At 47.8% G+C, this 23730-nt stretch carries 22 protein-coding genes and 1 pseudogene; 2 read left to right on the top strand and 21 right to left on the bottom strand.

Annotated elements, in window-relative coordinates; all coding sequences use genetic code 11:
- Positions 1 to 70: 70 nt before the first annotated feature.
- From HPL003_RS15970 to HPL003_RS15915, 12 genes are all read right to left on the bottom strand, one after another.
- Complete coding sequence (locus HPL003_RS15970; RefSeq protein ID WP_014280722.1) at positions 71 to 634, bottom strand: lytic transglycosylase domain-containing protein; 564 nt, start codon at positions 632 to 634, stop codon at positions 71 to 73.
- The gene (gene coaE, locus HPL003_RS15965; RefSeq protein ID WP_014280721.1) at positions 631 to 1227 is read right to left on the bottom strand and encodes a dephospho-CoA kinase; all 597 of its coding nucleotides are present in this window, start codon (positions 1225 to 1227) and stop codon (positions 631 to 633) included. Before coaE ends, HPL003_RS15970 begins: the two co-directional genes overlap by 4 nt.
- Positions 1228 to 1238: 11 nt before the next feature.
- On the bottom strand, positions 1239 to 1931 hold the full coding sequence (gene ytaF, locus HPL003_RS15960; protein ID WP_014280720.1) for a sporulation membrane protein YtaF: 693 nt from the start codon (positions 1929 to 1931) through the stop codon (positions 1239 to 1241).
- Positions 1932 to 2043: 112 nt separating this feature from the next.
- Positions 2044 to 2874, bottom strand: a complete 831-nt coding sequence (mutM, locus tag HPL003_RS15955) for a DNA-formamidopyrimidine glycosylase (protein WP_014280719.1) — start codon at positions 2872 to 2874, stop codon at positions 2044 to 2046.
- Positions 2875 to 2944: 70 nt separating this feature from the next.
- Positions 2945 to 5599: a DNA polymerase I gene (gene polA / locus HPL003_RS15950; RefSeq protein ID WP_014280718.1), complete on the bottom strand. Its 2655-nt coding sequence runs from the start codon at positions 5597 to 5599 to the stop codon at positions 2945 to 2947.
- Positions 5600 to 5775: 176 nt separating this feature from the next.
- On the bottom strand, positions 5776 to 6435 hold the full coding sequence (phoU, locus tag HPL003_RS15945) for a phosphate signaling complex protein PhoU (RefSeq protein WP_014280717.1): 660 nt from the start codon (positions 6433 to 6435) through the stop codon (positions 5776 to 5778).
- A 39-nt stretch (positions 6436 to 6474) separates the two neighbouring features.
- Positions 6475 to 7233, bottom strand: coding sequence for a phosphate ABC transporter ATP-binding protein PstB (pstB, locus tag HPL003_RS15940; RefSeq protein WP_014280716.1), 759 nt, complete (start codon positions 7231 to 7233; stop codon positions 6475 to 6477).
- A gap of 127 nt (positions 7234 to 7360) precedes the next feature.
- Positions 7361 to 8485: a methyl-accepting chemotaxis protein gene (locus HPL003_RS15935; RefSeq protein ID WP_014280715.1), complete on the bottom strand. Its 1125-nt coding sequence runs from the start codon at positions 8483 to 8485 to the stop codon at positions 7361 to 7363.
- A 158-nt stretch (positions 8486 to 8643) separates the two neighbouring features.
- Positions 8644 to 9375, bottom strand: a complete 732-nt coding sequence (locus HPL003_RS15930; protein ID WP_014280714.1) for a response regulator transcription factor — start codon at positions 9373 to 9375, stop codon at positions 8644 to 8646.
- A 128-nt stretch (positions 9376 to 9503) separates the two neighbouring features.
- Positions 9504 to 11306, bottom strand: a complete 1803-nt coding sequence (gene pnpS, locus HPL003_RS15925; protein WP_014280713.1) for a two-component system histidine kinase PnpS — start codon at positions 11304 to 11306, stop codon at positions 9504 to 9506.
- A 144-nt stretch (positions 11307 to 11450) separates the two neighbouring features.
- The gene (locus HPL003_RS15920) at positions 11451 to 12320 is read right to left on the bottom strand and encodes an SDR family oxidoreductase (protein WP_014280712.1); all 870 of its coding nucleotides are present in this window, start codon (positions 12318 to 12320) and stop codon (positions 11451 to 11453) included.
- Positions 12321 to 12523: 203 nt separating this feature from the next.
- Positions 12524 to 12940 (bottom strand): hypothetical protein, encoded by a 417-nt coding sequence (locus tag HPL003_RS15915; RefSeq protein ID WP_014280710.1) that lies wholly within the window; start codon positions 12938 to 12940, stop codon positions 12524 to 12526.
- Between the two features lie 109 nt (positions 12941 to 13049).
- On the opposite strand from HPL003_RS15915, the gene HPL003_RS28900 reads away from it, so the two are divergent.
- Complete coding sequence (locus HPL003_RS28900; protein WP_014280709.1) at positions 13050 to 13199, top strand: hypothetical protein; 150 nt, start codon at positions 13050 to 13052, stop codon at positions 13197 to 13199.
- 244 nt (positions 13200 to 13443) lie between these two features.
- Here the strand turns inward: HPL003_RS28900 and mdh are convergent, their stop codons facing one another.
- From mdh to citZ, 3 genes are all read right to left on the bottom strand, one after another.
- The gene (mdh, locus tag HPL003_RS15910) at positions 13444 to 14385 is read right to left on the bottom strand and encodes a malate dehydrogenase (protein ID WP_014280708.1); all 942 of its coding nucleotides are present in this window, start codon (positions 14383 to 14385) and stop codon (positions 13444 to 13446) included.
- Between the two features lie 15 nt (positions 14386 to 14400).
- Positions 14401 to 15696 carry an NADP-dependent isocitrate dehydrogenase gene (gene icd / locus HPL003_RS15905; RefSeq protein ID WP_014280707.1) on the bottom strand — a complete coding sequence of 432 codons (1296 nt, stop codon included), beginning with the start codon at positions 15694 to 15696 and terminating at the stop codon, positions 14401 to 14403.
- A gap of 153 nt (positions 15697 to 15849) precedes the next feature.
- Positions 15850 to 16962 carry a citrate synthase gene (citZ, locus tag HPL003_RS15900; protein ID WP_014280706.1) on the bottom strand — a complete coding sequence of 371 codons (1113 nt, stop codon included), beginning with the start codon at positions 16960 to 16962 and terminating at the stop codon, positions 15850 to 15852.
- 345 nt (positions 16963 to 17307) lie between these two features.
- Between citZ and ytvI the strand changes: the two genes are divergently transcribed.
- The gene (gene ytvI, locus HPL003_RS15895; protein ID WP_014280705.1) at positions 17308 to 18426 is read left to right on the top strand and encodes a sporulation integral membrane protein YtvI; all 1119 of its coding nucleotides are present in this window, start codon (positions 17308 to 17310) and stop codon (positions 18424 to 18426) included.
- A gap of 32 nt (positions 18427 to 18458) precedes the next feature.
- Here ytvI and HPL003_RS15890 read toward each other — a convergent pair whose 3' ends face one another.
- The 6 genes and pseudogenes from HPL003_RS15890 to pstC all read right to left on the bottom strand — a co-directional run bounded on the left by HPL003_RS15890 (position 18459) and on the right by pstC (position 23656).
- On the bottom strand, positions 18459 to 18857 hold the full coding sequence (locus tag HPL003_RS15890; RefSeq protein ID WP_014280704.1) for an FxsA family protein: 399 nt from the start codon (positions 18855 to 18857) through the stop codon (positions 18459 to 18461).
- Positions 18854 to 19372 carry an acyl-CoA thioesterase gene (locus tag HPL003_RS15885; RefSeq protein WP_014280703.1) on the bottom strand — a complete coding sequence of 173 codons (519 nt, stop codon included), beginning with the start codon at positions 19370 to 19372 and terminating at the stop codon, positions 18854 to 18856. The genes HPL003_RS15890 and HPL003_RS15885 overlap by 4 nt, the downstream gene beginning before the upstream one ends.
- A 137-nt stretch (positions 19373 to 19509) precedes the next feature.
- Positions 19510 to 20735: pseudogene (pelA, locus tag HPL003_RS15880) on the bottom strand (pectate lyase).
- A 242-nt stretch (positions 20736 to 20977) separates the two neighbouring features.
- Positions 20978 to 21811: a phosphate ABC transporter ATP-binding protein PstB gene (pstB, locus tag HPL003_RS15875; RefSeq protein ID WP_014280702.1), complete on the bottom strand. Its 834-nt coding sequence runs from the start codon at positions 21809 to 21811 to the stop codon at positions 20978 to 20980.
- 16 nt (positions 21812 to 21827) lie between these two features.
- Positions 21828 to 22724, bottom strand: a complete 897-nt coding sequence (gene pstA, locus HPL003_RS15870; RefSeq protein WP_014280701.1) for a phosphate ABC transporter permease PstA — start codon at positions 22722 to 22724, stop codon at positions 21828 to 21830.
- On the bottom strand, positions 22724 to 23656 hold the full coding sequence (gene pstC, locus HPL003_RS15865) for a phosphate ABC transporter permease subunit PstC (RefSeq protein ID WP_014280700.1): 933 nt from the start codon (positions 23654 to 23656) through the stop codon (positions 22724 to 22726). Before pstC ends, pstA begins: the two co-directional genes overlap by 1 nt.
- Positions 23657 to 23730: the final 74 nt, after the last annotated feature.

Here is a 23730-nt window from a genome sequence, read left to right as displayed (position 1 = left end):
GCGCTTTTTTCATTTTAATGGCAAAAGGCCCATATTGTCATGATATATTTACATGTAGACTCGCCATCCATTAAAACTGATTATAAATTTTCGTGTATTGCCTGTAGTAGTAAATAACCCGCTGTACATAATGTCGTGTCTCACCAAAAGGGATTTGCTTGATGGATTCTTCTTTCCCATCCCATACGCCCTTATTCAGCCACTCCTGTACTTTACCGGGGCCTGCGTTATAAGCCGCAACGATAGCTACCGGATTATCCTTAAATTTCACCGACAGGTTATGCACATACCAGGTTCCCAGCTCAATGTTGGTGCCTGGCTCATGCTTGACGCTATCCAGCGGAACCTTTTGAATCTGGGCGCTGTCCATAATCCAATTCGCCGTATCGGGCATGATCTGCATGAGTCCCAGTGCACCCTTGTGCGACTGCTTGCTAGTCTTAAAGTTCGTCTCAACGCGGATAATGGACGCCACCAAAAACGGGTCCACTTCATACGTCTGCGAGTATTGCCGGATCTCATCCTTATATTGAATCGGATAGAACCACGACATCCAGTTTGAATTAAAAAACAGAATCAAGACAAACCCGACAAACAAAACAAGCAGGACTCTTTTTTTGCGCAAAATATTCATGCCAGTCCCTTTCGCTGCCAGAATTGATCAATTTGCTGTTTTGTTTCAGCCTGTATTCCGCTATTGTCGATGACGACATCGGCCAGGCTTCTTTTTTGTTCAATATCCATTTGCGCGGATAACCGTAGTCCGGCTTGTTCCTCGGTCAATCCATCTCTGAGCATCAGACGCTGGATCTGCACATCGCGTGGTACGTATACCACCATAATTTCATCGTACAAGCTCTCCAGCCCTGACTCATACAGTAACGGGATATCCGCCAAAACAAGCTTGTCCGGATGTTCCCGCTCGTAAGATTCCATACGCGTACGCATTTCCTCACGAATCGCAGGATGTGTAATATCGTTAAGCGCCTGCCGCTGGACAGGGTCTCCAAATACAATCTCGCCCAGCTTTTTGCGATGCAGAGTTCCATCACTGTTCATCACAGCTTGTCCAAAATGCTGTATGACCGCCGTCAGCACCGGGTGCCCCGGAAGCATCACTTCCCGGGCAATGGCATCTGCGTCGATCAGCAGCGCACCCTTGGCGACCAGTAGAGCCGACACGGTGCTTTTACCGGTAGCAATACCTCCGGTTAATCCGATATTCATGCTCTTTCACCTCATAACAGCTTCAATATGCCCATCATAATCAATAATAATGCCGGTAACACACCCAGCGCCTTCATAAATCGAAATGCCGACAGACAGAAGCCTGTTTTCATACCTGCAATCAAAAAAGTCCCGCTGAATAATGCAATAGCCAGCGCGGTAGCGAGTGGCTGGAACCCTAGCATAGCTGCTCCCAATCCTGCACCGAACGCATCTATCGATAAAGCGATACCTAACCAAACCGCCTCCGCAGCGGATATACTGCCTGAACGGTCCATATCCGCAGCAGACGGACTTCGGAGAATCCGAATAACGAGACCCCATTTGCGGAATTCCAAAGAAAATACGGTCCGTTCCTCTTGTACTTCTAAAGATTTCTCACCCTCCAGAACATTTCTGCTCACAGGATCAGAATCATCAATCAGATCTTCCTTGCGATGCAGGGACTGATACAAAGAGTGGCAGCCAATCCCAATCAGAATGACAGCACCAAAAACCGTCGTATATAGAGGAGACAGAACCTGGGACAATAATGCGCCTAGCTGCATCGATATGCCAATGACCAAACCTGAGCATACTGAAATGATGACAATGGACAGCAGTGGAATTTTCATTTTGCGTAGCCCATATGTAACACCGACTCCGAAACTGTCAAGACTTAGCGCAAATGCCAGCAGCAGCAGGGCTCCCCAATGATTAGCCACTTCAATTCCCTCCCATTGCGAAGGAAGGGCCTTCAAGCAGCCGAAACCCTTCGCAGTATTGGTACTTGGAATCAGTATATGAGAGGAATGGGCTTTGGGTGTCTGTACCTGTTTACCGCAGAGGTTGGCAGACCGGGCAATGATGTGTACCACGTCCGGCTACGACCGATTTTTCGATCAATGTACCACAGTTAACACAAGGCTTAACGCTACGTCCATAGATTTGCAATTGATGCTGGAAGTCGCCCGATTGCCCTTGTCCGTTGACAAATGATTTGATGGACGAGCCTCCGACCAAAATCGACGCGCTCAATGTGGAGATAATAGCTTCATGCAGCACACGAAATTGGTTATCATCCAAACTTTTGGCTGACTGTGCCGGATGTATCCCCGCCTTAAACAACGATTCATCCACATAAATATTCCCGATGCCCACGACATATGACTGGTTTAACAGCGCTGCCTTGATCGAAGTCGAGCGGGTCCCCACAGCAGCGCGAAGTGCCTCCGGTGTAAAGGACTCGTCCAGCGGCTCCAAACCGAGCTTGTTCAGCGGCTTTTCCAGCAAATCCTGTCCTTCCGTAAATAAATGCATCGTGCCGAATTGGCGAACGTCCTGATAGCGTAATTCCGTACCATCTGTAAAATGAAAGATAACGTGAGTATGCTTTTCCACAGGATCATTTTGCGAATACAGGCCATATCGTCCTTCCATCCTGAGATGGGAAACGAGCACCAGCCCGTCCAGCAGAATCCGTAAAAACTTTCCGCGTCTCTCCACTCCTGTAATGCGATGACCAGCCAATTCCATAGCAAAAGCGTGTATATCATCAGGCCGCTGAATAATGCGCGGCAGATTCACGGTCACATGATCTATATGTTTATCGACGATAAGCTCGTTTAACGTTCGTTTAATCGTTTCTACTTCCGGTAATTCCGGCATGATGTCTCACCTCACCCTATATTATAACGGAAGGAGCGTTAAATTGGGACTATCTACTCATTGAAATAACTTATTTCGCTTCATACCAATTACTTCCATAGCTAACTTCCGCTTTGAGCGGTACAGCCAGCTTCAACGCCGCTTCCATCGTAGCCGGGACAAGCTCTTTCATCGTTTCCATTTCCTCCGGCGGAACCTCGAAAACCAGCTCATCATGTACTTGAAGCAGCATACGGCTGCGAAGATTACGGTCGCGAAGCGCCGCATCCATCTGGACCATCGCCAGCTTGATAATATCGGCTGCGGTACCCTGAATCGGCGTATTCATTGCGGTACGCTCCGCGAACGAACGCAGGTTGAAGTTGCTGGCGTTAATCTCCGGCAAATAACGTCTGCGTTCCAGCAGCGTTTTTACGTATCCGTCCCGCTTCGCATCCTTCACAATATCATCCATGTAACGACGAACGCCCTGGAACACATCAAAATATTGGTCAATAAAGCGAGCGGCTTCCTTGCGCGTAATGTTCAGGTTTTGCGACAAACCGTAATCACTGATCCCGTAGACAATCCCGAAGTTAACCGCCTTGGCAGAACGCCGCATGTTAGAATCTACGTCTTCCGCAGGGATGCCAAACACATCGGACGCCGTCTTCGTATGGATGTCCATGTCGTGGACAAAGGCTTCTTTCAATCGCTCATCATCCGAAATATCAGCCAGCACCCTTAGCTCGATCTGCGAATAGTCCGCCGCCAGAATGGACCAACCCGGCTCGGACGGCACAAATACCTTACGAATTTTACGTCCCTCTTCCAGACGAATCGGAATATTTTGCAAATTTGGGAATTGACTGCTCAATCGTCCGGTTGCTGCAACTGTCTGCCGGAAATACGTATGCAACTTGCCCGTTTTATCCGAAATTTCCTTAAGTAATCCTTCTACATACGTGGATTGGAGTTTCGCAATAGTACGATACTGCAAAATGTTTTGCACGATATCATGGTATGGGGCGAGCTTTTCCAGTACCTCGGCATCGGTGGAGTACCCGGTTTTCGTCTTTTTGATAACAGGAAGGCCCAGCTTATCGAACAAAATTTCACCTAGCTGCTTGGGCGAATTCAGATTGAACTCCACACCGGCAATGATGTAAATCTCGCGCACCAGCGTTTCAATCTGGGCTTCAAATTCTTTACCCAAAGCGCGCAGTTCTTCCACATTCACCAAAATGCCCTGCTTCTCCATATCCGCCAAAATGCGGGACAACGGCATTTCCAGCTCATGGAAGAGCTTGTGCATTTCCGTTTTTTCCAGCTCAGCCTGCTGTACAGGCACCAGCGCTTCAATCACCGCTGCCTTGCGCGCCACATGATCGGACAGCACATCCACATCAGGCACTTTATATTTAGCGCCTTTGCCAAATACTTCATCGTCCGGACGAATCGAAGACAAGCCATACTTGGCTGCCAATCCGCTCAGTGACTGGTTCGCATCCGTTGGGTCCAGCAAATATCCGGCCAACTGCACATCGAACTCGGCCCCGGCAAATTCGATCCCGTGCCAATGCAAAGCTAAATCCGTACGGTGCAGATCATGCCCCCGTTTTTTGCACCCAGCATCGGCGAGCCATTCACGGACAGGCTTGGCTGCATCAGTTTGCAATACAGCCAAGGTCATAAAAAACTGTCGTCCCGCTGCGCCAAATACCAGCCCCACAATTTCAGCATGATGCGGATTATCGCCATGGGTCTCCACATGTAGCAGATCGACAGTATCCAGTACATTTACCAGCTCGCTAATCCGCTGTTCGTCCAGAACGGTCACGTCAGCCGCGGCTTCCTCTACGCCTATTCCTGCACTGCCAACCTCGCCCGAAAAGGATAACCGCTCCAGCAAGGACTTAAACTCCAGCTTCGCCAGAGCAGGTCCTCCCGTTTCTGCTTGCAGCCCATCGAAGACAACATCTTCCAACTGCTTGTCCAGCGTTACATCCCGATAGATGGTCGCCAAATCCTTGCTCATCCGTGCATCATCTGCATGCGTTTCGACGCGCTCTTTCATTTTTCCTTTCAGCTCATCCGTATGCGCCAGCACCTCTTCGACCGATCCATACTGATGCAGTAGCTTGAGCGCTGTTTTTTCCCCCACACCCGGAATCCCGGGAATGTTATCCGACGTATCGCCCATCAGACCTTTGAGGTCGATGATTTGCAGCGGCTTCAAGCCATAACGCTCCTGAATCTGCTCAGGTCCGTACGTCTCCACCTCGGTAACCCCTTTGCGGGTCAAGCCGACAGTGACGTTGTCTGAAGCCAACTGAAGCATATCCTTATCTCCGGTAACCACCAGCACGTTAAAACCAGCTTCGTCCGCGGTTTTAGACAGGGTTCCAATGATATCGTCCGCCTCATAGCCATCCAGCTCAAACTGGGCAATGCCGAAGGCGGTCAACAGCTCTTTCAGCAGCGGGAATTGTTGGGACAGCTCCGGCGGCGTTTTCTCCCGTCCACCCTTGTAATCCTCGTATCCTTTATGGCGGAACGTTATTTTTCCGGCATCAAAGGCAACCAGTATATGTGTCGGCTTGTGCTCCTCCAAAAGCCGCAGCAACATCGTTGTAAATCCGTACACCGCGTTCGTCTGCTGTCCGCTCGAATTCGTTAACGGCGGCATAGCGAAAAACGCCCGGTAAATGATACTGTTGCCATCTATAAGCATGAGTTTATCCATTTAGCACCTCGCAAGTTCATCAATGCATTCGAAAGGTTCTTTCGCTTTACGCATTCCTTTTCCTATCTTAACATAAAGGCTCCTTTTTCAGAAAAAAACGGCTGTTTCCTAACCAAATTCGTCTTTTGCTCAAAGACAAGTCTGGGTCAGAAACAACCGCTATATACCTAAAAGCTCTACTGGTTCAAATCCGGCCGCTCCCCTGTCACGAGATATACGGTGCTTTCACCGATATTCGTCGCATGGTCACCAATCCGCTCAATATATCGCCCTACGAGCAGTTGCAGCATGGCTTGTGAAGCCTCTGCCGGATTTTCTACCATAAACGCATACAAATCACTGATCATGTGGCTGTACATGGAATCCACGTGGTCATCCTCTTTGGCCATTTTATAGGCCAGATCCGTATTTTCATCCAAATACGATTGTATTGCATCGTCAATCATTTCTTTAACAATCGAAGCCATGTGTGGAATATCCACCAGCGGCTTCATGATCTGTTGCCCTTCCAGACGCAAAGTGACCTTGGCAATATCCAGCGCTAAATCTCCCATTCTTTCCAGATCACTAGAAATTTTAAAAGCAACAATGATCCGGCGCAAATCCTTGGCTACCGGCTGCTGGGTAATAATGAGCTTGGAGCCCATATCGAGAATGCTCTCTTCCAGCGCATTGAGGGATGCATCATTTTTGACCACCTGCTGGGCCAATTCCGTATTTTTGGTCTGCAAACATTCAATGGCCTGATCGAGTGCCTTCGATACATGTGCACCCATTTCGCGCAGTACGGCTCTCAGCTCATCTAATCCCTCATCAAAACCTTTTCTGCGTATCATTTCGAAGTCACCCCTCCTGGCATTACTATCTGGTTGGCTTTAGCCGAATCGGCCGGAAATATAATCTTCCGTACGGGAATCCTGCGGCGTGGAAAACATCGTCTCTGTATCCGCCGACTCTACCACGACACCGTTCAAGAAAAACGCAGTCCGACCAGACACACGAGCCGCCTGATGCATGTTATGCGTCACCATGACGATCGTGTACCTGTCACGGAGTTCTTGAACCAGTTCTTCAATCTTCATCGTGGAGATCGGGTCCAGCGCTGACGTTGCCTCATCCATAAGCAAAATATCTGGCTGGACAGCAAGCGCCCTAGCAATACACAGCCGCTGCTGCTGTCCGCCGGACAAGCTCAGGGCTGAACGCTTGAGAAAATCCTTAACCTCTTCCCAGAGTGCCGCCTGCCGCAAGCTTTGCTCAACAAGTTCGTCCAGCTTGTCCTTTTGCCGGATTCCATGCAGACGCGGACCGTACGCCACGTTATCATAAATAGATTTAGGAAACGGATTAGGCTGTTGAAAAACCATCCCCACCTGCTTGCGCAGAGCTTCTACTTCCATCGTATCGCCATATATATCCTGACCTGCGATACTCACCGTACCTTCAATACGCGTTCCCGGTATCATATCATTCATCCGATTCAGCGTACGCAGCAAAGTAGATTTACCGCAGCCGGACGGACCGATGAAGGCTGTTACCGTTTTTTCAGGAATATCTAGGTTTATATGTTTCAGCGCTTGAAAATTCTCATAATACAAGTTCAGCTTATCAATCCGAATAACGGAATCATTCATTTATTTATGATCTCCTTCGTGTTGCAGTTATGGTCCTCAAGCATTGCACCTGATTTGCACAATATGAAGATTATATAAGCTGTGTGTAAATTCAGTGTGGTGGATTTGTTAACGGTATGTAAAATGATCAGGGATTCAGCATGAGCTCCAGCTCTTGTGCAATCCCGGCTGCATTCAAAGCCGCTTCCTCTGCGGAACGGGACACATCGTTGTTTTTGGTCTCAATTTCAGCAACGGCCTGCAACAGTTGGGTAAACGTTTGGGTTCCAGCGGATATATACTGGGAGCCGGTATTAATCTGCTGCATGCTCGTATCCGTCAGATCGGCAGTATCACGCAGCATTTGTTCAATATCTGTAAGCAAGCTTGTAATCTGTGTGGAAAAGGCTTTCGTTTGAAGTGACATATTCCGCACCTCCTGAGATACGATCTGGAAGCCACGCCCATGTTCTCCAGCATGTGCTGCTTCTATTGATGCGTTGATCGCCAGCAGTCCACTTTGATCCGCGAGTCCGCGGATGGAAGAAGCCATGCCTGCAATGTCATTCAGCAATTGAGTTAGCGCTGTAATCTGCTCATGCTGACGCTTCATTTGCTCTGTGACTGCACGATAGGAGAGCAGAACATCTTCCAGTTCTACTTTGCCACGGCGGGATAATTCACTCATCGAACGGGTTAAACTCACACTGTCACCGGCCTCTTTAGCTGCCTCCAGCACGGTCGTCTGAATGCGATGGATGCCATCATAGCTTTTCTGTACCACGTTGTCTCGGTGCTCGTCCGCCTCTCTCTGCATCCGCTGAACGACAGACAAAATATCACGAATGGTCAGTACGCCAAGCAACCGCGTACCTTCCTTAATCAGCAGGCAATCGTAAAATCGTTGATCTTCGCGCAGCATCGCCTGCTCTACAATGTCCGATGCCGGACTTTCCAGATCCACAATTAATGTATCGGGGTCGGCAAATATCGCAGCAGGCTTGTCATAAAACAGAGCCGCAGCAAACCTGCCTGTAAAATGGCGGTTATACGCATCTCTCATAATAATGCCCAACGGAAGGCCATTTTTATCAACGACAATGACACAAGGAATGTCTTCCTGCGTTTTCATAAGTGCTAATAGCTCTTTACAAGACAAATCCGTACCGATGATCGGAACCTCCCGGCAAGGCACGTAGGTAGTAATTGGCTTGTTAGATTCACGTTCAATCACGGCAATGGAACTCGGCTGGGTCTTTGGTTCCGTTATCATCGTTCTGAAGTCCCCTTTTTTTGACTACTTGAAGTGACGGGAACATCATATCGGTCATTTGTTGATTGTAACGTTTGTTTATGTTAACTAAATGTAAAATCACGAAATGGACACAAAAATCGCGCATACAAAATCGAACATAAAAAAAAGCTTCTCATTTATAGCAAATGAGAAGCGCTTCTTTTTTTATTCACAACCAGCTTGTATCCGACTCCGCGAATCGAATCAATATGAACCGAATCGGGATCCAGCTCCAGCTTCTTGCGCAATGAGCTAACATGCACATCCACCGTCCGTTGACCGCCAATGTAGTCGAAGCCCCAAACTGCGTTCATCAGATCGTCGCGAGTCAATACCACTCCCGGCTTACGGGACAAGTAGAGGAGCACCTCAAATTCCTTGGGCCTTAAGATGATGGAATGTCCTCCGAGAATGACTTCATATTTTTCGGGATAAATCTCCAGCTCGCCTAATTGAATTTTGGAGCCGTCTTTCTGATCGGAGAGCACGCCTTCTTCCCCACCGGAAGTTCTTCGCAGTACAGCCGTTACGCGGGCCAGCAGCTCGGATACACCGAAAGGCTTCGTGATGTAATCGTCCGCTCCTGATTTCAATCCTTGGACAACCTCGGCTTCGCCGTTTTTGGCTGTTAAAATAATGATCGGAGTCGTTAGTCCCTGATGGCGAAGTCTGCTCAAAATATCCAGTCCGTTCATACCGGGCAGCATCAAATCCAGCAGAATCAAATCGTAAGACTCTCTGGAGGCTTTTTCAAACCCTGCACTGCCGTGATCCTCCGTATCTACTTCAAAACCCTCTTGTATCAAATTGTAGGATAGCAATCTGGCAAGCGTTGGTTCATCCTCAATAACCAGCAAGCGTTGTCCCATAAATAAATTCATCTCCTGTTTACCTTTTAAAGGCGCATTGGTCAAAATTCCAAAATCTTTTCCATACTCATGCGACACCCGTATATTTTATCACGGCATTGTTAACAGAATGTAAAAATCGAACTAGTTCATTCTTCCTGTTGCAACAACGGCAATTCAATCGTAAACGTCGTGCCCAAACCAAGCTCACTTTCTACGGAAAGCACCCCATGATGCAAGTCCACCAAATGCTTGACGATAGACAATCCCAGACCCGTTCCACCCGAGTTGCGTGAACGTCCTTTGTCTACCCGGTAAAAGCGCTCAAAGATGCGCGGCAGGTCTTTCTTTGGAATCCCGATGCCTGTATCGCTAACCGTAAATACGACCTTCTCCGTGTCATTCTCCCGCTGTACAGTTACAACCTTGATTTTCACCTTGCCACCGTCGAGTGTGTAGTTGATGCCATTAGATAAAAGGTTTACAAAAATCTGCTGGAGCTTATCTTCATCCGCCTCCATAAACAGTTCATCCGGGACATCCATATGCAGTGTAATTCTTTTTTTGGCAGCTACATTATTCAATTTTTCCAGCAATGATTCTATAAACGAAGACACATGAACCGGAGAGCAATCCAGCGGAGAACGCTTGGATTCAATTTTGGACAGCTCCAGAATGTCGCCGATCAGCCGATTCAGCCGTTCGCTTTCATCATAAATAATTTGCAAAAAGGAACGGGATGTTTCCTCATCCTTAACCCCGCCACCTAGCAACGTCTCGGCGAAACCCTTGACTGCGGCAATCGGCGTTTTTAGCTCATGGGAAACATTCGCCACAAATTCGCTCCGCATATTTTCAAGCCGCCGAATCGCTGTAATATCCTGCAGAAGGAACAGCATGCCCCGGTATCCGCCTTCATCTTCATACATCGGCACACCATCGAGCAAAATCAGCCGTTCCTCGGGATTATACAAATGGACCTCACCGTGCAGCCTTCCGCGGCTTTGTATACTGCCCTCGATCAGCTTCGTCAGCTCGTAGTGCTTTTTCAGCTCATGATACGGTTTATCTGTTACCCGTTTACCCACGACACCAAGCATCCGCTCAGACTCACGGTTTACAAGCGCAATGTGCTCACTGGCATCTATCATCAGTATCCCGCCAGTCATATTGCTCATAACGCTCTGGAGTAAATCCTCGTTATCACGGATTGTTTTCATTTGGTCTTGGAGACTGTCTGCCATGCGATTAATGGCTTCCCCCAGTTGTCCCACCTCATCCCTACGCTGTACGCCCACCCTGGCGTCATAATCCAGTCCGGAAATACGATTGGCAACACCCGTAATATGTTCAATGGGTGAGGTCAGGCTGCGGGCGATACGATAGCTGACCAGCCCGGCAGCGAGGAACAGCAGCACGAGCCCAATCCCAATCGCAGTCCAGCCGCGCTGCACACCTTCCTCCACTGCTTTTAAACTCATGGACAAACGGATATATCCGTCAAAACCCTTGTTGGATATGACAGGCTCTGCCACGTACAGCATATTTCGCTTCAAAGTATCGCTATAGCGTATCGTCCGTCCGATTCCTTCTGACGCGGCTTGCTGAATTTCTTCGCGAGATGCGTGGTTTTCCATCTTACGCGGATCGCTTAGTGAATCGCCAACCACCGTTCCATCCTTACGAATGAAGGTCACCCGTGAGTCCGTCAGATGGGCAATTTCTTTTGCCTTTTCCGAATAATAGGAGACGTAATCGGTACTGGAAAGAGCGTCTGCGTTGACAAATGGAAATGTAGCACGAAGCAGATCGATCTCACGCCCCATATTTTCCTCAAGCACCTTCATGTTCGAGTTTTTAAAAATTTGTCCCATGGTGATTCCAGCAGCTAGGACAGATACGCCGATCAAAATCAGCATAATCAAGGTAAGCCTGAAACGAAACGACTTCATAAATATGCCCATCCTTTAGTTGAGTAGAAATTTTTATGATCATAACAGCTATGTAAGTTAAGTCCCATTCTACAGGCTACCTGCTTTTTGTTCCACTGTTAAAAAGGAAAAAAGGTCAGGGCACACACTGCCCCAACCTCTCTCTTATCCGTTTACTACTTCACCGCCGTTGATATGAATAACCTGCCCGCTTACATAAGATGAATCATCTGAGGCGAGATATACATAGGCTGGTGCCAATTCCTCCGGCTGACCGGGACGTTTCATCGGCTGCGACCCACCGAACTCGCTGACGGTCTTGGCATCAAAGGTCGAGGGGATCAGCGGTGTCCAGATCGGTCCTGGCGCGACAGCGTTTACCCGAATGCCTTGATCGACCAAATTGAGCGAAAGAGAACGGGTGAATGAAGTAATCGCCCCTTTGGTGGATGAATAATCAATGAGTGTCTTGTTCCCGGCATAGGCAGTAATCGACGTGGTGTTAACAATTGCGCTGCCTTTCTTCAAATGCGGTAATGCCGCTTGCGTCAGGAAGAACATACCGAAAATGTTCGTGCGGAATGTACGCTCCAGCTGCTCTTTCGTGATATCCTCCAGCTTTTGCTGTGGATGCTGCTCTGCGGCATTGTTCACGACAATGTCCAGCTGGCCTAGCTCGTTAACCGTCTGTTGAACTGCTTTTTTGGCAAATTGGTCATCTCCGATATCGCCGGGGAACAGCAGGCATTTGCGGTCCTCCTGCTCTACCTGACGCTTCGTCTCTTCTGCATCCTTATGCTCGTTCAGATAGACGATAGCTACGTCAGCACCTTCCTTGGCGTACGTAACAGCTACAGCTCGTCCAATGCCACTATCTCCACCGCTAATGAGTGCAACTTTGCCTGTTAGCTTGCCAGCCGCCTTATAGGTAGACTTCTCAAATTGAGGTGCAGGCGACATTTTGGACTCGACCCCCGGTTGCTGATCTTGATGCTGCGGGGGCAAGGTTTGTTGGGTCTGATTGCTTTTGGCCATCGTGCATTCTCCTTTCAAGATTAGATATCCTATAGGATGCAACATTTGTACCCACTCTACTCCTGATTTACCACACGGGCTTGTACGTTAAACGAAAAAGGAGTATGAAGTTCGTTGGACGCACAAAAAAACGGCATGTGCTTATTCAACACAAACCGTCTTTCTTCCATTCAGCATTTTGTAGCGTTCGATGCAATGCGTCATTAAATAATATGGCTGTATACCATTAAAAACGTGATGAGAATCAGAAATACCGCAAGCAATGTACTGAACATGCGCATTTTTCCAGCGTATTGCGTAATGGGCTGTTGGTTACGAATCGCTTCCAGCGATAACCGTAACGGCTTGCCCATAGCACCTGCGATGCCGGAGATAGCCAGAAACAGCAGCAAAACTACGACGATCCATGCTACGGAATATGGACCCCAGGTAAATATCATATAGATGCCGCTAACGAGCAAAATGATCATTACAAATTGAGCCAAACGGTTCATTAGCTGAACAGCCGATATCGTCCCTTCCTGCACAGTGGGAGCCAGCTTGTCGATTTTGCCAACTACGAAGGGGAGCAATATATAAAAACCCAGCGCCAGCGATCCGATCATGTGAATAAAAAACATAGTTTACAACCTCCATTTCTTTGTTTACCTGCACATTCATTTTTCCATAGAACGGTCATATTCCAACGATTAGACTGTCATCATTTAATGTTTTGGGACATGCTTTTCTATGTACACTATCAACGCATACGAAGTCTATTATACCGGGGAAGTAGGACAAAGCAAAGGGGCGACAGGGGAAGATTCAGCTTATGTGGGGCTGGAGGGGCTCCACGAACGGAACGTTCCTACCATCGCTGTTGTCTCCGGATTTAATTGAATATATTTTATAGGGTATAAATCCGGAGACAAAGGCGAGCGCTTACGCTTGTCCGCAATCGTTCCGTCCGCTCCGCCGGTGCCAGCAAAACCCAAGCTGAAATTTTCAGTAATTAGAGGAAAAGGAAGAAAACAAATAGATTACTTATATACTACTTATAAAGCGAAAAGAGGTGTCCGCCAGCCATGACTGTGGCTTTGGGACACCTCTTCAAGTAAAGTATACCGTTTTAATAGAAGCAGGCTTATATGGTAACTACTTTAATTATATTTCGGACCGATTCGGCGGATTGATCAAGCGCTGCTTTTTCTTCAGCTGTCAGTTCCAGCTCAAATACTTTTTCGATGCCGTTGCCACCGAGAAGTGTCGGTACGCCGAGGAACAAGTCCTGATAGCCATACTCCCCTTCCAGATAGGCAATAACTGGAACGATACGCTTTTTGTCCTTCACAATCGCTTCTGTCATTTGTGTAAGCGATGCTGCCGGAGCATAATATGCGCTACCATTGCCCAACAGGTTAACAATCTCCCCGCCACCGACACGCGTTCGCTCTACGATCGCTTCGATACGTTCTTGCGAAATTAGTGTTTCGATGGGTATACCACCGACGCTGGAATAGCGTACAAGCGGCACCATATCATCACCATGACCGCCCAATACGAAGCCACGCACGTCTTCGACAGATACGTTTAATTCCTGTGCAATAAAGGTACAATATCGCGCCGTATCCAGCACACCAGATTGGCCGATGACCCGATTTTTCGGGAAACCGAGCGTCTGATATGCGGTATAGGTCATGGCATCGACCGGATTACTCAGAATAATGACGATAGAATCCGGCGCATACTTCTTCACGTTTTCACATACGGATTTTACAATGCTTGCGTTCGTATTTACCAAATCGTCACGGCTCATGCCTGGCTTGCGAGCAATCCCCGCTGTAATAATGACGATATCCGAGTTGGTTGCATCCTCATAATTGGAAGTGCCTGTGACCTGGCTGTCAAATCCCTGGACCGGACTGGCCTCTAAAATATCAAGCGCTTTGCCTTTGGTCGGATTCTCAAGTTGCGGAATATCGATCAGAACGATATCACCCAGCTCTTTTTGGGCCAGCAGCAATGCGGTAGTGGCACCGGTAAAACCGGCGCCAACAATGGATATTTTTTTACGTTGAATGGTCACGTGGCGTTCCCCTCTCTACAGGTTACTAATAATGGTATCTGCGAACTCGGAGCATTTCACTTGTGTAGCGCCTTCCATCAGACGGGCAAAGTCATAAGTTACGATTTTCTTATTAATGGACGTTTCCAGTCCTTTGTAAATCAGGTTTGCCGCTTCGTGCCAGCCCAAATGCTCAAGCAGCATCACGCCGGACAAAATAACGGACCCAGGGTTTACGACATCTTTGTCAGCATATTTTGGTGCTGTGCCGTGTGTGGCTTCAAAGATAGCATGCCCAGTTACATAGTTAATGTTCGCACCTGGTGCGATACCAATTCCACCGACTTGAGCAGCCAGCGCATCGGACAGATAGTCTCCGTTCAGGTTCAGCGTAGCAATAACATCAAATTCGGAAGGACGAGTCAGCACTTGTTGAAGTGCAATGTCAGCGATCGCATCCTTGATGATGATTTTGCCTGCATCTTCAGCTGCTTTTTGAGCTGCATTTGCTGCATCTTCACCGTCTTTTTCCTTGATAGCATCATATTGAGCCCACGTGAATACTTTATCTGCAAATTCTTCCTCAGCCACTTCATAACCCCAGTTTTTGAAGGCACCTTCGGTAAATTTCATAATGTTGCCTTTGTGTACGAGCGTTACGCTCTTGCGTCCGTGGTCAACAGCATACTGAATGGCTGCACGTACCAGACGTTTTGAACCATCGGAGGAAACCGGCTTGATCCCAATACCTGACGTTTCTGGGAAACGGATTTTGTTAACACCCAGCTCTTGTTGGAGGAACTGAATGACTTTTTTCACGTCCTCGGAGCCTTCCGCATACTCGATACCAGCATAAATATCCTCGGTATTCTCACGGAAAATAACCATGTCTACCAATTCAGGACGCTTCACCGGAGACGGAACACCGTTAAAGTAACGAACAGGACGCAGACATACGTACAGATCCAGCTCTTGACGCAATGCCACGTTCAAAGAGCGAATGCCCCCGCCAATGGGTGTCGTGAGCGGACCTTTGATGGCTACAATATACTCACGGATGGCTTCCAAAGTATCATTAGGCAACCACTCGCCGTATGTATTGAAAGCTTTCTCACCAGCGAATACTTCATACCAAGCAATCTTCTTGGTTCCGTTATATGCTTTATCAACAGCTGCGTCCAGTACGCGCTTGGATGCTTTCCAGATGTCGCGGCCTGTGCCGTCGCCTTCGATAAACGGAATAACCGGATGATTCGGAACCTGTAGTTGACCGTTATCAATCGTAATTTTTTCGCCTTCAGTTGGGAGCTCAAACTTTTCAAATTTCGCCATAAGTTCCTTTTCCTCCTCAGATATGAATGGGTACAGGGCGAAAGACGTGATCTTCATCATAGACAAAAATACGCATCTCTCGCCGTCCCATCTATTGTACCTTATTTTTTAAATTCAGGGTATAAACAACCTCAATATTCGTATAACAAGTGATTAGCGTAATTCCGGAGACACATACTTTTGGTCAATCGGACCTGTGTATTCAGCGCGCGGACGGATCAGACGGTTATTTTCGTACTGCTCCAAAATGTGCGCAGTCCACCCGGATACACGGCTCACGGCAAAGATCGGTGTGAACAGGTCTCTTTTGATACCCAGTTGGGTATAAACAGAGGCAGAGTAAAAATCAACATTCGGCTTCAAGCCCTTTTGTCCTGTCACAATTTCCTCGATTCGAACCGAAATATCGAACAACGTCGTATCGCCGTTCATTTCGCCCAGTTCGCGGGACATTTTGTGCAAATGCTTGGCACGCGGATCACCGTTTTTATAGACACGGTGTCCAAAGCCCATAATTTTTTCGCGGTTATCCAGTTTGGTCTGAATATACGAATCCACCTGCTCCAAGCCGCCGATTTCCTCCAGGGTTTTGGCAACAGCTTCGTTGGCACCGCCATGCAGTGGTCCCTTCAAAGCTCCGATTGCCGACGTAATGCCGGAATAAATATCGGACAGTGTTGCTACCGTCACACGCGCAGCAAAGGTCGATGCATTCAATTCATGATCGGCATGCAGCACAAGAGCCTGATTGAACGCTTTGATAGCCGTCTCTTCCGGGTCCTTGCCGGTAAGCTGATACAGAAAGTTTTCGGCGATAGAAACACCTTTCTTGGGCGCAATCGGTTCCAGCCCTTCGCGCACACGCGCTATGGCCGCCACAATTGTGGGCAATTGCGCCTGAAGCTTGACCGTTTTGATCACATTGGCCTCTCTCGACATATCATCCGCCTGCGGGTCATACAAGGCAAGAGACGATACGGCTGATCTCAGGGCAGCCATTGTGCTCAAATCTTTCGGGTACAGCTTTATTTGAGTAATAATTTCATCCGGAATGGCAGCATATTCGCTTAATTGGTCGCGAAGCTCCTGCAATTGGGCTTGATCAGGCAATTTTCCGAACCACAGTAAATAAGCTACCTCTTCAAAAGCGGCGTTAACAGCCAAATCATCAATGTTATAACCCCGGTACGTGAGAACGCCATCTACGATAGAGCTTATGGAGGAAGTGGTCGCTACGATCCCTTCCAGACCTTTAGTCGCTGTCATCGTTACATCTCTCCTTTGTAAAAACATTGTGAACGGACTTGCAATGAAAACATTTTCAAAAGTAAGTTTCGCCTTTTAAATAAATAAGTAATGCTAACGCCATATGTCAATATTTAAACCTTCTTTCACTATACTGGATTTTGTCGTTTATGTGAACATTCAGGGCTATTCCGACACATTCAAATGTTTTATCGGGATCATAAAGAATTTTTTGAAACCCCTTACAAATTTTTTTAATCGATTTGCACTTTTTTACACAGGTCTTGTCTCACCCCCTTCTCGCATATGTATAGTAAAGCACTTATTTCATGGAATACAACTGTAAAAGAAAGGAGCCGTGAGAGCTTGAGCCGGTTGATCCTGAATCGCATATTTCGCGCTCTGTGGGTCGTAGTCGTGATTACAGTTCTGTTGCTGGGCATATACGTACTGTTCCCTCTCATCTATCCCTTCCTGTTCGCCTGGCTTGTGGCCTATGCCATGAATCCGCTGGTTCACTTTCTGCGCAACCAGGCCCGCTTGCCACGTTGGATGGCTGTCACGGTCTCGTTATTTGTATATTTAGGCGGAATCGCCGTTGTCCTCTCTGCGGCCATAACGCGGATGGTTCGAGAGATCATCAGGCTCACCATGACCTTTGACGGGCATATTGAACATTTTAAAAGCCTGTTTATCAACTGGACTCAGAGCGATCTGATCCAGAATGTGATTAATGAAATTAACCAATTTATCCGCAATAACCCTGATTACTACCATACAATTAACAGCAATATTGATAAAACAACCCAGACGGTCAGCTCGGCTGTCACCACACTGGTTGCCCAATTTTTTAATGGTATTCTGAATTTACTGACCTCTCTGCCTAACATGGGCGCGGTGCTGATGGTTATTGTATTAGCGGCATTTTTTATCAGTAAGGACTGGGACCAACATAGCCGACTGCTCTCAAATACGGTTCCTGATACGATTCGCAAGCCCATGTCGGGAATATGGCACGATCTGCGCAAGGCGTTGTTTGGTTATTTGCGCGCACAGTTTATTATCATCTCCATTACGGCGGTGACCGTCATTATTGGATTGTTCATTTTGCGTGTAGAATCCGCCTTCACCATCGGTTTGATGATCGGGCTGGTTGATTTGCTTCCTTATTTAGGGGTTGGCATTGTGATGATTCCGTGGATTTTATATGCATATATGTCGGGTAACTTGGCATTAGGGGTAGGATTGTCGATCCTCTATATCATACTGTTGGTTGGACGGCAAATTGTAGAACCTAAGGTACTGGCCAGCAGCGTGGGTCTGAACCCGCTTCCCACCCTCATCGGAATGTTCATCGGGCTCAAGCTGTTTGGTGTATTGGGGCTGATCATCGGACCTGTGTCCCTCATTGTAGTGGACGCACTCAATCGCGCCAATGTCATTCAGGACTTGCGAAACTATATTCTCGCCGGAAGAGTACGTTAAGATCATGTGAGTAGGAAAAACGGCAGCTTACGTCAAAACCGCCGGAACGTGATGCTGCCATTTTTCATTTTTTTCTCCAGCCACTTCAACAGAAAGCGTCGGTACACAGCACGGGTTAAGGGGAAAACCAACGTAAAACCGATAATATCCGTCAAAAATCCGGGGATAAGCAGCAAGCTCCCGCCGAAAAAGACACATAATCCATCCAGCATTTTACGACCAGGCATTTGTCCCCGATTCATTTCATTTTTCGCATCTGCGATAACCTTACGGCCTTCAAATTGCATCATGGCGGCTCCGATCAGGGTCGTCAGAATGATAAGCAGAATCGTTTTACCCGCTCCAATCCAGTGACTTACCCATATAAACCCGTACAGCTCTGCCAAAGGGATAAGCAGCAGCAACAGCCACAGACGTTTGCGCATCATCATGCTTTCTCTCCCTCCCCGCCTGTCATAGCAGACCGTAGCGCGGTGTACAGCTCAGGTAGCACCTGATCCAGCCGGATAGGCTTCCATTCGGTACTCACCCATACGTGGCGTGTCACCCCGGTTACGAGCAGCTCTCCTGGCAGTGTGTCTGCCTGTGTCCATACCTTTCCAACCTGGCTTTGATGCTCCTCGACCGTTACACGCCGGACCTCATAAGTGTAGTTCAGACGCAGTCTGGAGAAGTCCGTAATCGCAGTATAAATAGTAATCAAATCATCATATCGGGCAGGACTCACATATTTCGCATTGATTTCGATAACAGGCAACAGAACACCTCGTTCCTCCATGCTCCGATAGTTAAAGCCTGCCTGTCGGATCATTTCCGTACGCCCGATCTCAAACCAGTTCAGATAATTGGCATGATACACGACCCCCATTTGGTCGCTTTCCTGATAACGCACACGCAGCGGTGCTCCATACCAGCGTAATTCCGTTTGTTTCTCCTCTTGTGTCATACAAGCTCTCCTATCTGTGTGCATCTTTATCTCTATTTTTGCCCTCTCTCCATTAAACCATATTTACCGCCCCGGAACAAAAAGAGGGCCGAACCGTGATGGTTCGCCCTCTCAAGTATTTTATAATGGTGCTTTTATCATTTTGGCAACGGCTTGGACAGTTTGTAATATCCGCTTTCCGAGGCCGCAATCAACAGACTTTTTGCTTGACTTCCTGCCCAAGCATAACCGAGACGTCTCTCTTCACTGATTTTCATGATGTCAGTATACTTTTTGCCATCGCGGTCTGAGAAGAAATACTTATTGTCTTCCACATTGTAGAAACGATACCACATTACGCTCGATGCATCCTTTTGGAAAAACTCCGGACCCTGACGATTATATTTGATACCGTCGATCCGGTTAGTGTCAAACCATTTCAAGGCACTCTGAGCTGCTTTTTTCACCTCAGCCGTTTGCGGTTGAGACATCAGGAATGCCGTGATGCCTACCGATTCCGTAGTTGTTTTGGAAGCAAGCTCAAAGGCTCGGGCGGGCACAGATGCGTAAGTAACCGGATCATGCTGTGCACCCCAGATCGTCGGTGTGCCGTTGTTTACAATTTGAGCTTTAAGCGTATACTGTACGCCTTTATTAAGAGCCTGCTGAAGTCTGGAGCGATATGTATTATCCAGAATATCGCTATCAAACGGCTCCTTTTTGTTCACAATGTCATCAGCCAAAACCATAGTTCTAACCATTGCATCATCGTTGTAGGTTGCGGCATCGGAATAATTACCACGTTTAGGGTACACCTGCGGCCAGCCGCCGGAGGAATATTGAGAGGTTAGGACGAAGTCGACTGCTTTTTGTACACTGTTCTTAATGTCTTTATTTTTGTTTTTTTGTATACATCCGCCAAAAAGCGAATCTCGGTTGTCGTGGCCTCGTTATCAAATGTCCCGAGTTCAACACCATCCTTGCTCTTCCAGGTAGAGCGTGCAGCCTTGCCATCCCATTTGGATTTATAATTCTTTTCCATCGCTTTGAAGAATCCGCCATGCGGCAATTGCCAGGATACGATATTCAAGGCAAGAGTAGTATCCTTGGATGTATTCCCCGTAGAGAATTTACTAAAATCACGATATTTGTCCAGTAGGCTGCTCGCACTCACACTCACACTTGCTCTTGCACTTGCAAATGGAACAATAGAATTTTCGTAAATGGCCGTGTCGCCGTACACTGCTTCGGTAACATTCACCTCCGTATCAGCTGCATCCTGCTCCGCTGCCGCCCACGAAGGGTTAGCAAGTCCCGTTGTTACTGTAATCGCCATTCCTGAAAGGGCGATCCATTTGACAGATGCCTTAACATTAAACTTCATTTTCAATCCTCTCCTTCAATTTGATTATGATGCATTATTAGCTTGTCTCATCTTTCATCATCTCTTAATTTTCACAAATTAATAGACTTATGTATTATATGAAAATATACCCAAAAAATCAATATATTTTATTATATATATAATGAAAGAGTTTCCAAACGACAAAAAACCCCTCACTAATGCTAGATTAGTAAGGAGTGCTAAATACTACGTATATAAAGTAAGTCGACAAACAGCGTCGCTTACCCAAACCGGCCCATAATGTACTCCTGGGTCAGCTCATTTTCAGGATTAGTGAAAATATCATTCGTTTTGCCATGCTCAACCAAACTCCCGATATAAAAATAAGCAGTATAATCGGAAATCCGTGCGGCCTGCTGCATATTGTGCGTTACGATGACGATGCGCAGCTCTTTTTTCAACTCGGTAATCAGCTCTTCGACCTTGCCTGTAGAAACAGGGTCCAGCGCAGAGGCCGGCTCGTCAAGCAACAAAATTTTCGGTTGGACGGATAGCGCACGCGCAATACAAAGGCGCTGCTGCTGTCCACCAGACAATGCCAGGGCGGAATCATGAAGGCGGTCCTTGACCTCATCCCATAACGCCGCTTTACGCAGACTGCTTTCGACGATTTCATCAAGCTGTTTCTTTTTGCGAACACCCCGGTATTTGGGACCGAAGGCGATGTTATTGTAAATGGATTTGTAAAACGGATTAGGCCGCTGCCACACCATTCCAATTTGCTGACGCAGCTTGATCACGTCTGTGCCCGGCGCGGTCAAATCCTGCCCATCCATCCAGATGTGCCCTGTCGTAGAAGAAGACGCAATCTCGTCGTTCATCCGGTTGAGGGAGCGCAAAAAGGTCGATTTACCGCAGCCGGAAGGCCCGATCAGTGCGGTTACTGTCTGCTCGGGAAAGGCCAGATTTACTTTTTTTACAGCCTCAAAGCTGCCGTAATAGATGCTTAAATCCTCGGTACTGAATGGTTGTGGAGCTTGCCCCGCAAGTTGTTCCGAGCGCGTAGATTGTATCGGTGTTGCAGGTGTTGCCGTTCGCGTAATGACTTGTTCCATGTTTCCCATCCCCTTTCTAATCCATCCGTTTGGCAGCGGTCAGGCGGCGGTAGACGACTCTTCCGAACCATCTTGCGATCAGGTTGAAGGCAAGTACGAGCAGCACCAATACCGCGGAAGCACCTGCGGCAATATCCTTGGAATCAGGAGCGATGCCTTCACTGTTAACCTTCCAGATATGCACAGCCAGTGTCTCGGCAGGACGCATCGGATTAATGGGCGATCTGGCATGCAATGGATTCCAGTCAGTGAAATCAAGCGGCGGCGTACTCATACCAGCTGTAAACAGCAACGCTGCTGCTTCCCCGAAAATGCGGCCTGCGGCCAAAATCGTCCCTGTAATCAAGCTCGGCAGCGCAGCGGGCAGCAAAATGGAGGTAATGATTTTCCACTTGGACAATCCGAGCGCAAGCCCGGCTTCCTTTTGTTCCTTGGGCACAGCCCGGAAAGCCTGTTCTGTCGTCCGAACCATCAACGGCAGGTTGAATACCGCCAAAGCCAAGGCCCCTGATAACAGGGAAAAACCAAAATTAAATGTATTTACGATAAGTAAAAGTCCGAACAAACCGATGACGATGGACGGAAACGAAGACAATACTTCGACGACAAGTCGTATGAAGTCCGTAATTTTCCCCGGTTTCGCATATTGTGCCATATATATACCCGCACCCCAGCCAATCGGAATGGTGATAATCAAGGTTAAAATAAGTAAAAATACAGAGTTGAACAATTGCGGGCCGATGCCTCCACCTGCGCGTAACGTCTGAGGAGCACTGGTCAAAAAGTCAAAGGAAATGTGACTGACTCCGCGTGCCAAAATGAATCCCAGCAATCCCACCAGAAGTGCGACAATGAACAATGCGAAGAAACAGATTACAAATGTAGCGATTTTGTCGGTCGTTTTAGCTTTCATCAAATCCGGTTTCTCCTTTCAAGCAGCCTTACCAGCAGCACGAAGATGAATGTCATGAGCAGGAGAACAAGCGCCATGCTCCAGAGAGCATTGTTATGAACCGAGCCCATAGCTGTATTGCCCATGCTAAGTGTAATAACACTGGTCAAGGTCGAAGCGGATTCCAGCAAGGATTGCGGTATATGCGGAGCATTCCCGATTACCATCTGTACAGCCAGCGCTTCCCCGAAGGCACGAGCCATACCGAGAATAATTCCTGTTAACAGAGCAGGCAGCAGCGTTGGGATAATGACGCGTGCAATCGTCTGCCAACGGGTAGCGCCCAGGGCGTAAGAGGACTCGCGCAGGCCACCCGGCAAGGATGACAATGCATCCGCCATAATACTCGTAATTGTCGGCAAAATCATCACAGACAACACGAGACAGCCAGCGAGGATTCCGATGCCTTGTCCCCCGAACACGTCCCGCAGCAACGGAACAATTACGGTCAAGCCGACAAAGCCGTATACTACGGACGGAATACCGGATAACAATTCAATCGCAGGCTGGAGGATACGTTTACCGGATTTCGGTACGATTTCGGTCATAAATAAAGCCGCGCACAAGCTGAGCGGGCTGGCGATTAAAGCCGCCAGGACAGTTACGGCAAAAGAACCGGTAATGAACGGAAGTGCGCCGAAGGACTTGGGCTCGCCATCTGGGCTCCATTTAGTACCGAAGAAAAACTCTTGCAGGCTAACTCCATTCACCGCAAATGTAGCTACACCTTTGGAGGCGACAAAATATACAATGGAGACAATGACTGCAACCAAAAAAACGACACAAACCGACGTATAAATGCGGCCGGTCCATTCTTCCCAGTAATGTCTTTCTTTCATACCTCGGGATCGTTTATTCTGTTCCATGTATGCCTTCCCTTCAATTGGTTCCATACTGTGACTCCTTTAACCGAAGAATAGAGGCAGGACGCTAGTCCGCCTCTTCTCCGTGAATATACTCGCGTTAG

It is taken from the genome of Paenibacillus terrae HPL-003, assembly GCF_000235585.1.
In the GTDB taxonomy this organism is placed as follows: Bacteria; Bacillota; Bacilli; order Paenibacillales; family Paenibacillaceae; genus Paenibacillus; species Paenibacillus terrae_B.
This window is presented reverse-complemented; position numbering and strand designations above follow the sequence as displayed.

What these genes read in the sequence shown, in the direction of transcription:
- phoU (WP_014280717.1), bottom strand. Translation starts at nt 6,435, where the DNA reads ATGATACGCAGAAAAGGTTTTGATGAGGGATTAGATGAGCTGAGAGCC.
- HPL003_RS28900 (WP_014280709.1), top strand. Translation starts at nt 13,050, where the DNA reads ATGTACACTATCAACGCATACGAAGTCTATTATACCGGGGAAGTAGGA.
- coaE (WP_014280721.1), bottom strand. Translation starts at nt 1,227, where the DNA reads ATGAATATCGGATTAACCGGAGGTATTGCTACCGGTAAAAGCACCGTG.
- HPL003_RS15930 (WP_014280714.1), bottom strand. Translation starts at nt 9,375, where the DNA reads ATGGGACAACGCTTGCTGGTTATTGAGGATGAACCAACGCTTGCCAGA.
- pstC (WP_014280700.1), bottom strand. Translation starts at nt 23,656, where the DNA reads ATGGAACCAATTGAAGGGAAGGCATACATGGAACAGAATAAACGATCC.
- HPL003_RS15935 (WP_014280715.1), bottom strand. Translation starts at nt 8,485, where the DNA reads ATGATAACGGAACCAAAGACCCAGCCGAGTTCCATTGCCGTGATTGAA.
- HPL003_RS15970 (WP_014280722.1), bottom strand. Translation starts at nt 634, where the DNA reads ATGAATATTTTGCGCAAAAAAAGAGTCCTGCTTGTTTTGTTTGTCGGG.
- pstA (WP_014280701.1), bottom strand. Translation starts at nt 22,724, where the DNA reads ATGAAAGCTAAAACGACCGACAAAATCGCTACATTTGTAATCTGTTTC.
- HPL003_RS15920 (WP_014280712.1), bottom strand. Translation starts at nt 12,320, where the DNA reads ATGGCCAAAAGCAATCAGACCCAACAAACCTTGCCCCCGCAGCATCAA.
- pnpS (WP_014280713.1), bottom strand. Translation starts at nt 11,306, where the DNA reads ATGAAGTCGTTTCGTTTCAGGCTTACCTTGATTATGCTGATTTTGATC.
- icd (WP_014280707.1), bottom strand. Translation starts at nt 15,696, where the DNA reads ATGGCGAAATTTGAAAAGTTTGAGCTCCCAACTGAAGGCGAAAAAATT.
- pstB (WP_014280716.1), bottom strand. Translation starts at nt 7,233, where the DNA reads ATGAATGATTCCGTTATTCGGATTGATAAGCTGAACTTGTATTATGAG.
- HPL003_RS15890 (WP_014280704.1), bottom strand. Translation starts at nt 18,857, where the DNA reads ATGATGATGCGCAAACGTCTGTGGCTGTTGCTGCTGCTTATCCCTTTG.
- mutM (WP_014280719.1), bottom strand. Translation starts at nt 2,874, where the DNA reads ATGCCGGAATTACCGGAAGTAGAAACGATTAAACGAACGTTAAACGAG.
- HPL003_RS15915 (WP_014280710.1), bottom strand. Translation starts at nt 12,940, where the DNA reads ATGTTTTTTATTCACATGATCGGATCGCTGGCGCTGGGTTTTTATATA.
- polA (WP_014280718.1), bottom strand. Translation starts at nt 5,599, where the DNA reads ATGGATAAACTCATGCTTATAGATGGCAACAGTATCATTTACCGGGCG.
- citZ (WP_014280706.1), bottom strand. Translation starts at nt 16,962, where the DNA reads ATGACAGCGACTAAAGGTCTGGAAGGGATCGTAGCGACCACTTCCTCC.
- HPL003_RS15885 (WP_014280703.1), bottom strand. Translation starts at nt 19,372, where the DNA reads ATGACACAAGAGGAGAAACAAACGGAATTACGCTGGTATGGAGCACCG.
- pstB (WP_014280702.1), bottom strand. Translation starts at nt 21,811, where the DNA reads ATGGAACAAGTCATTACGCGAACGGCAACACCTGCAACACCGATACAA.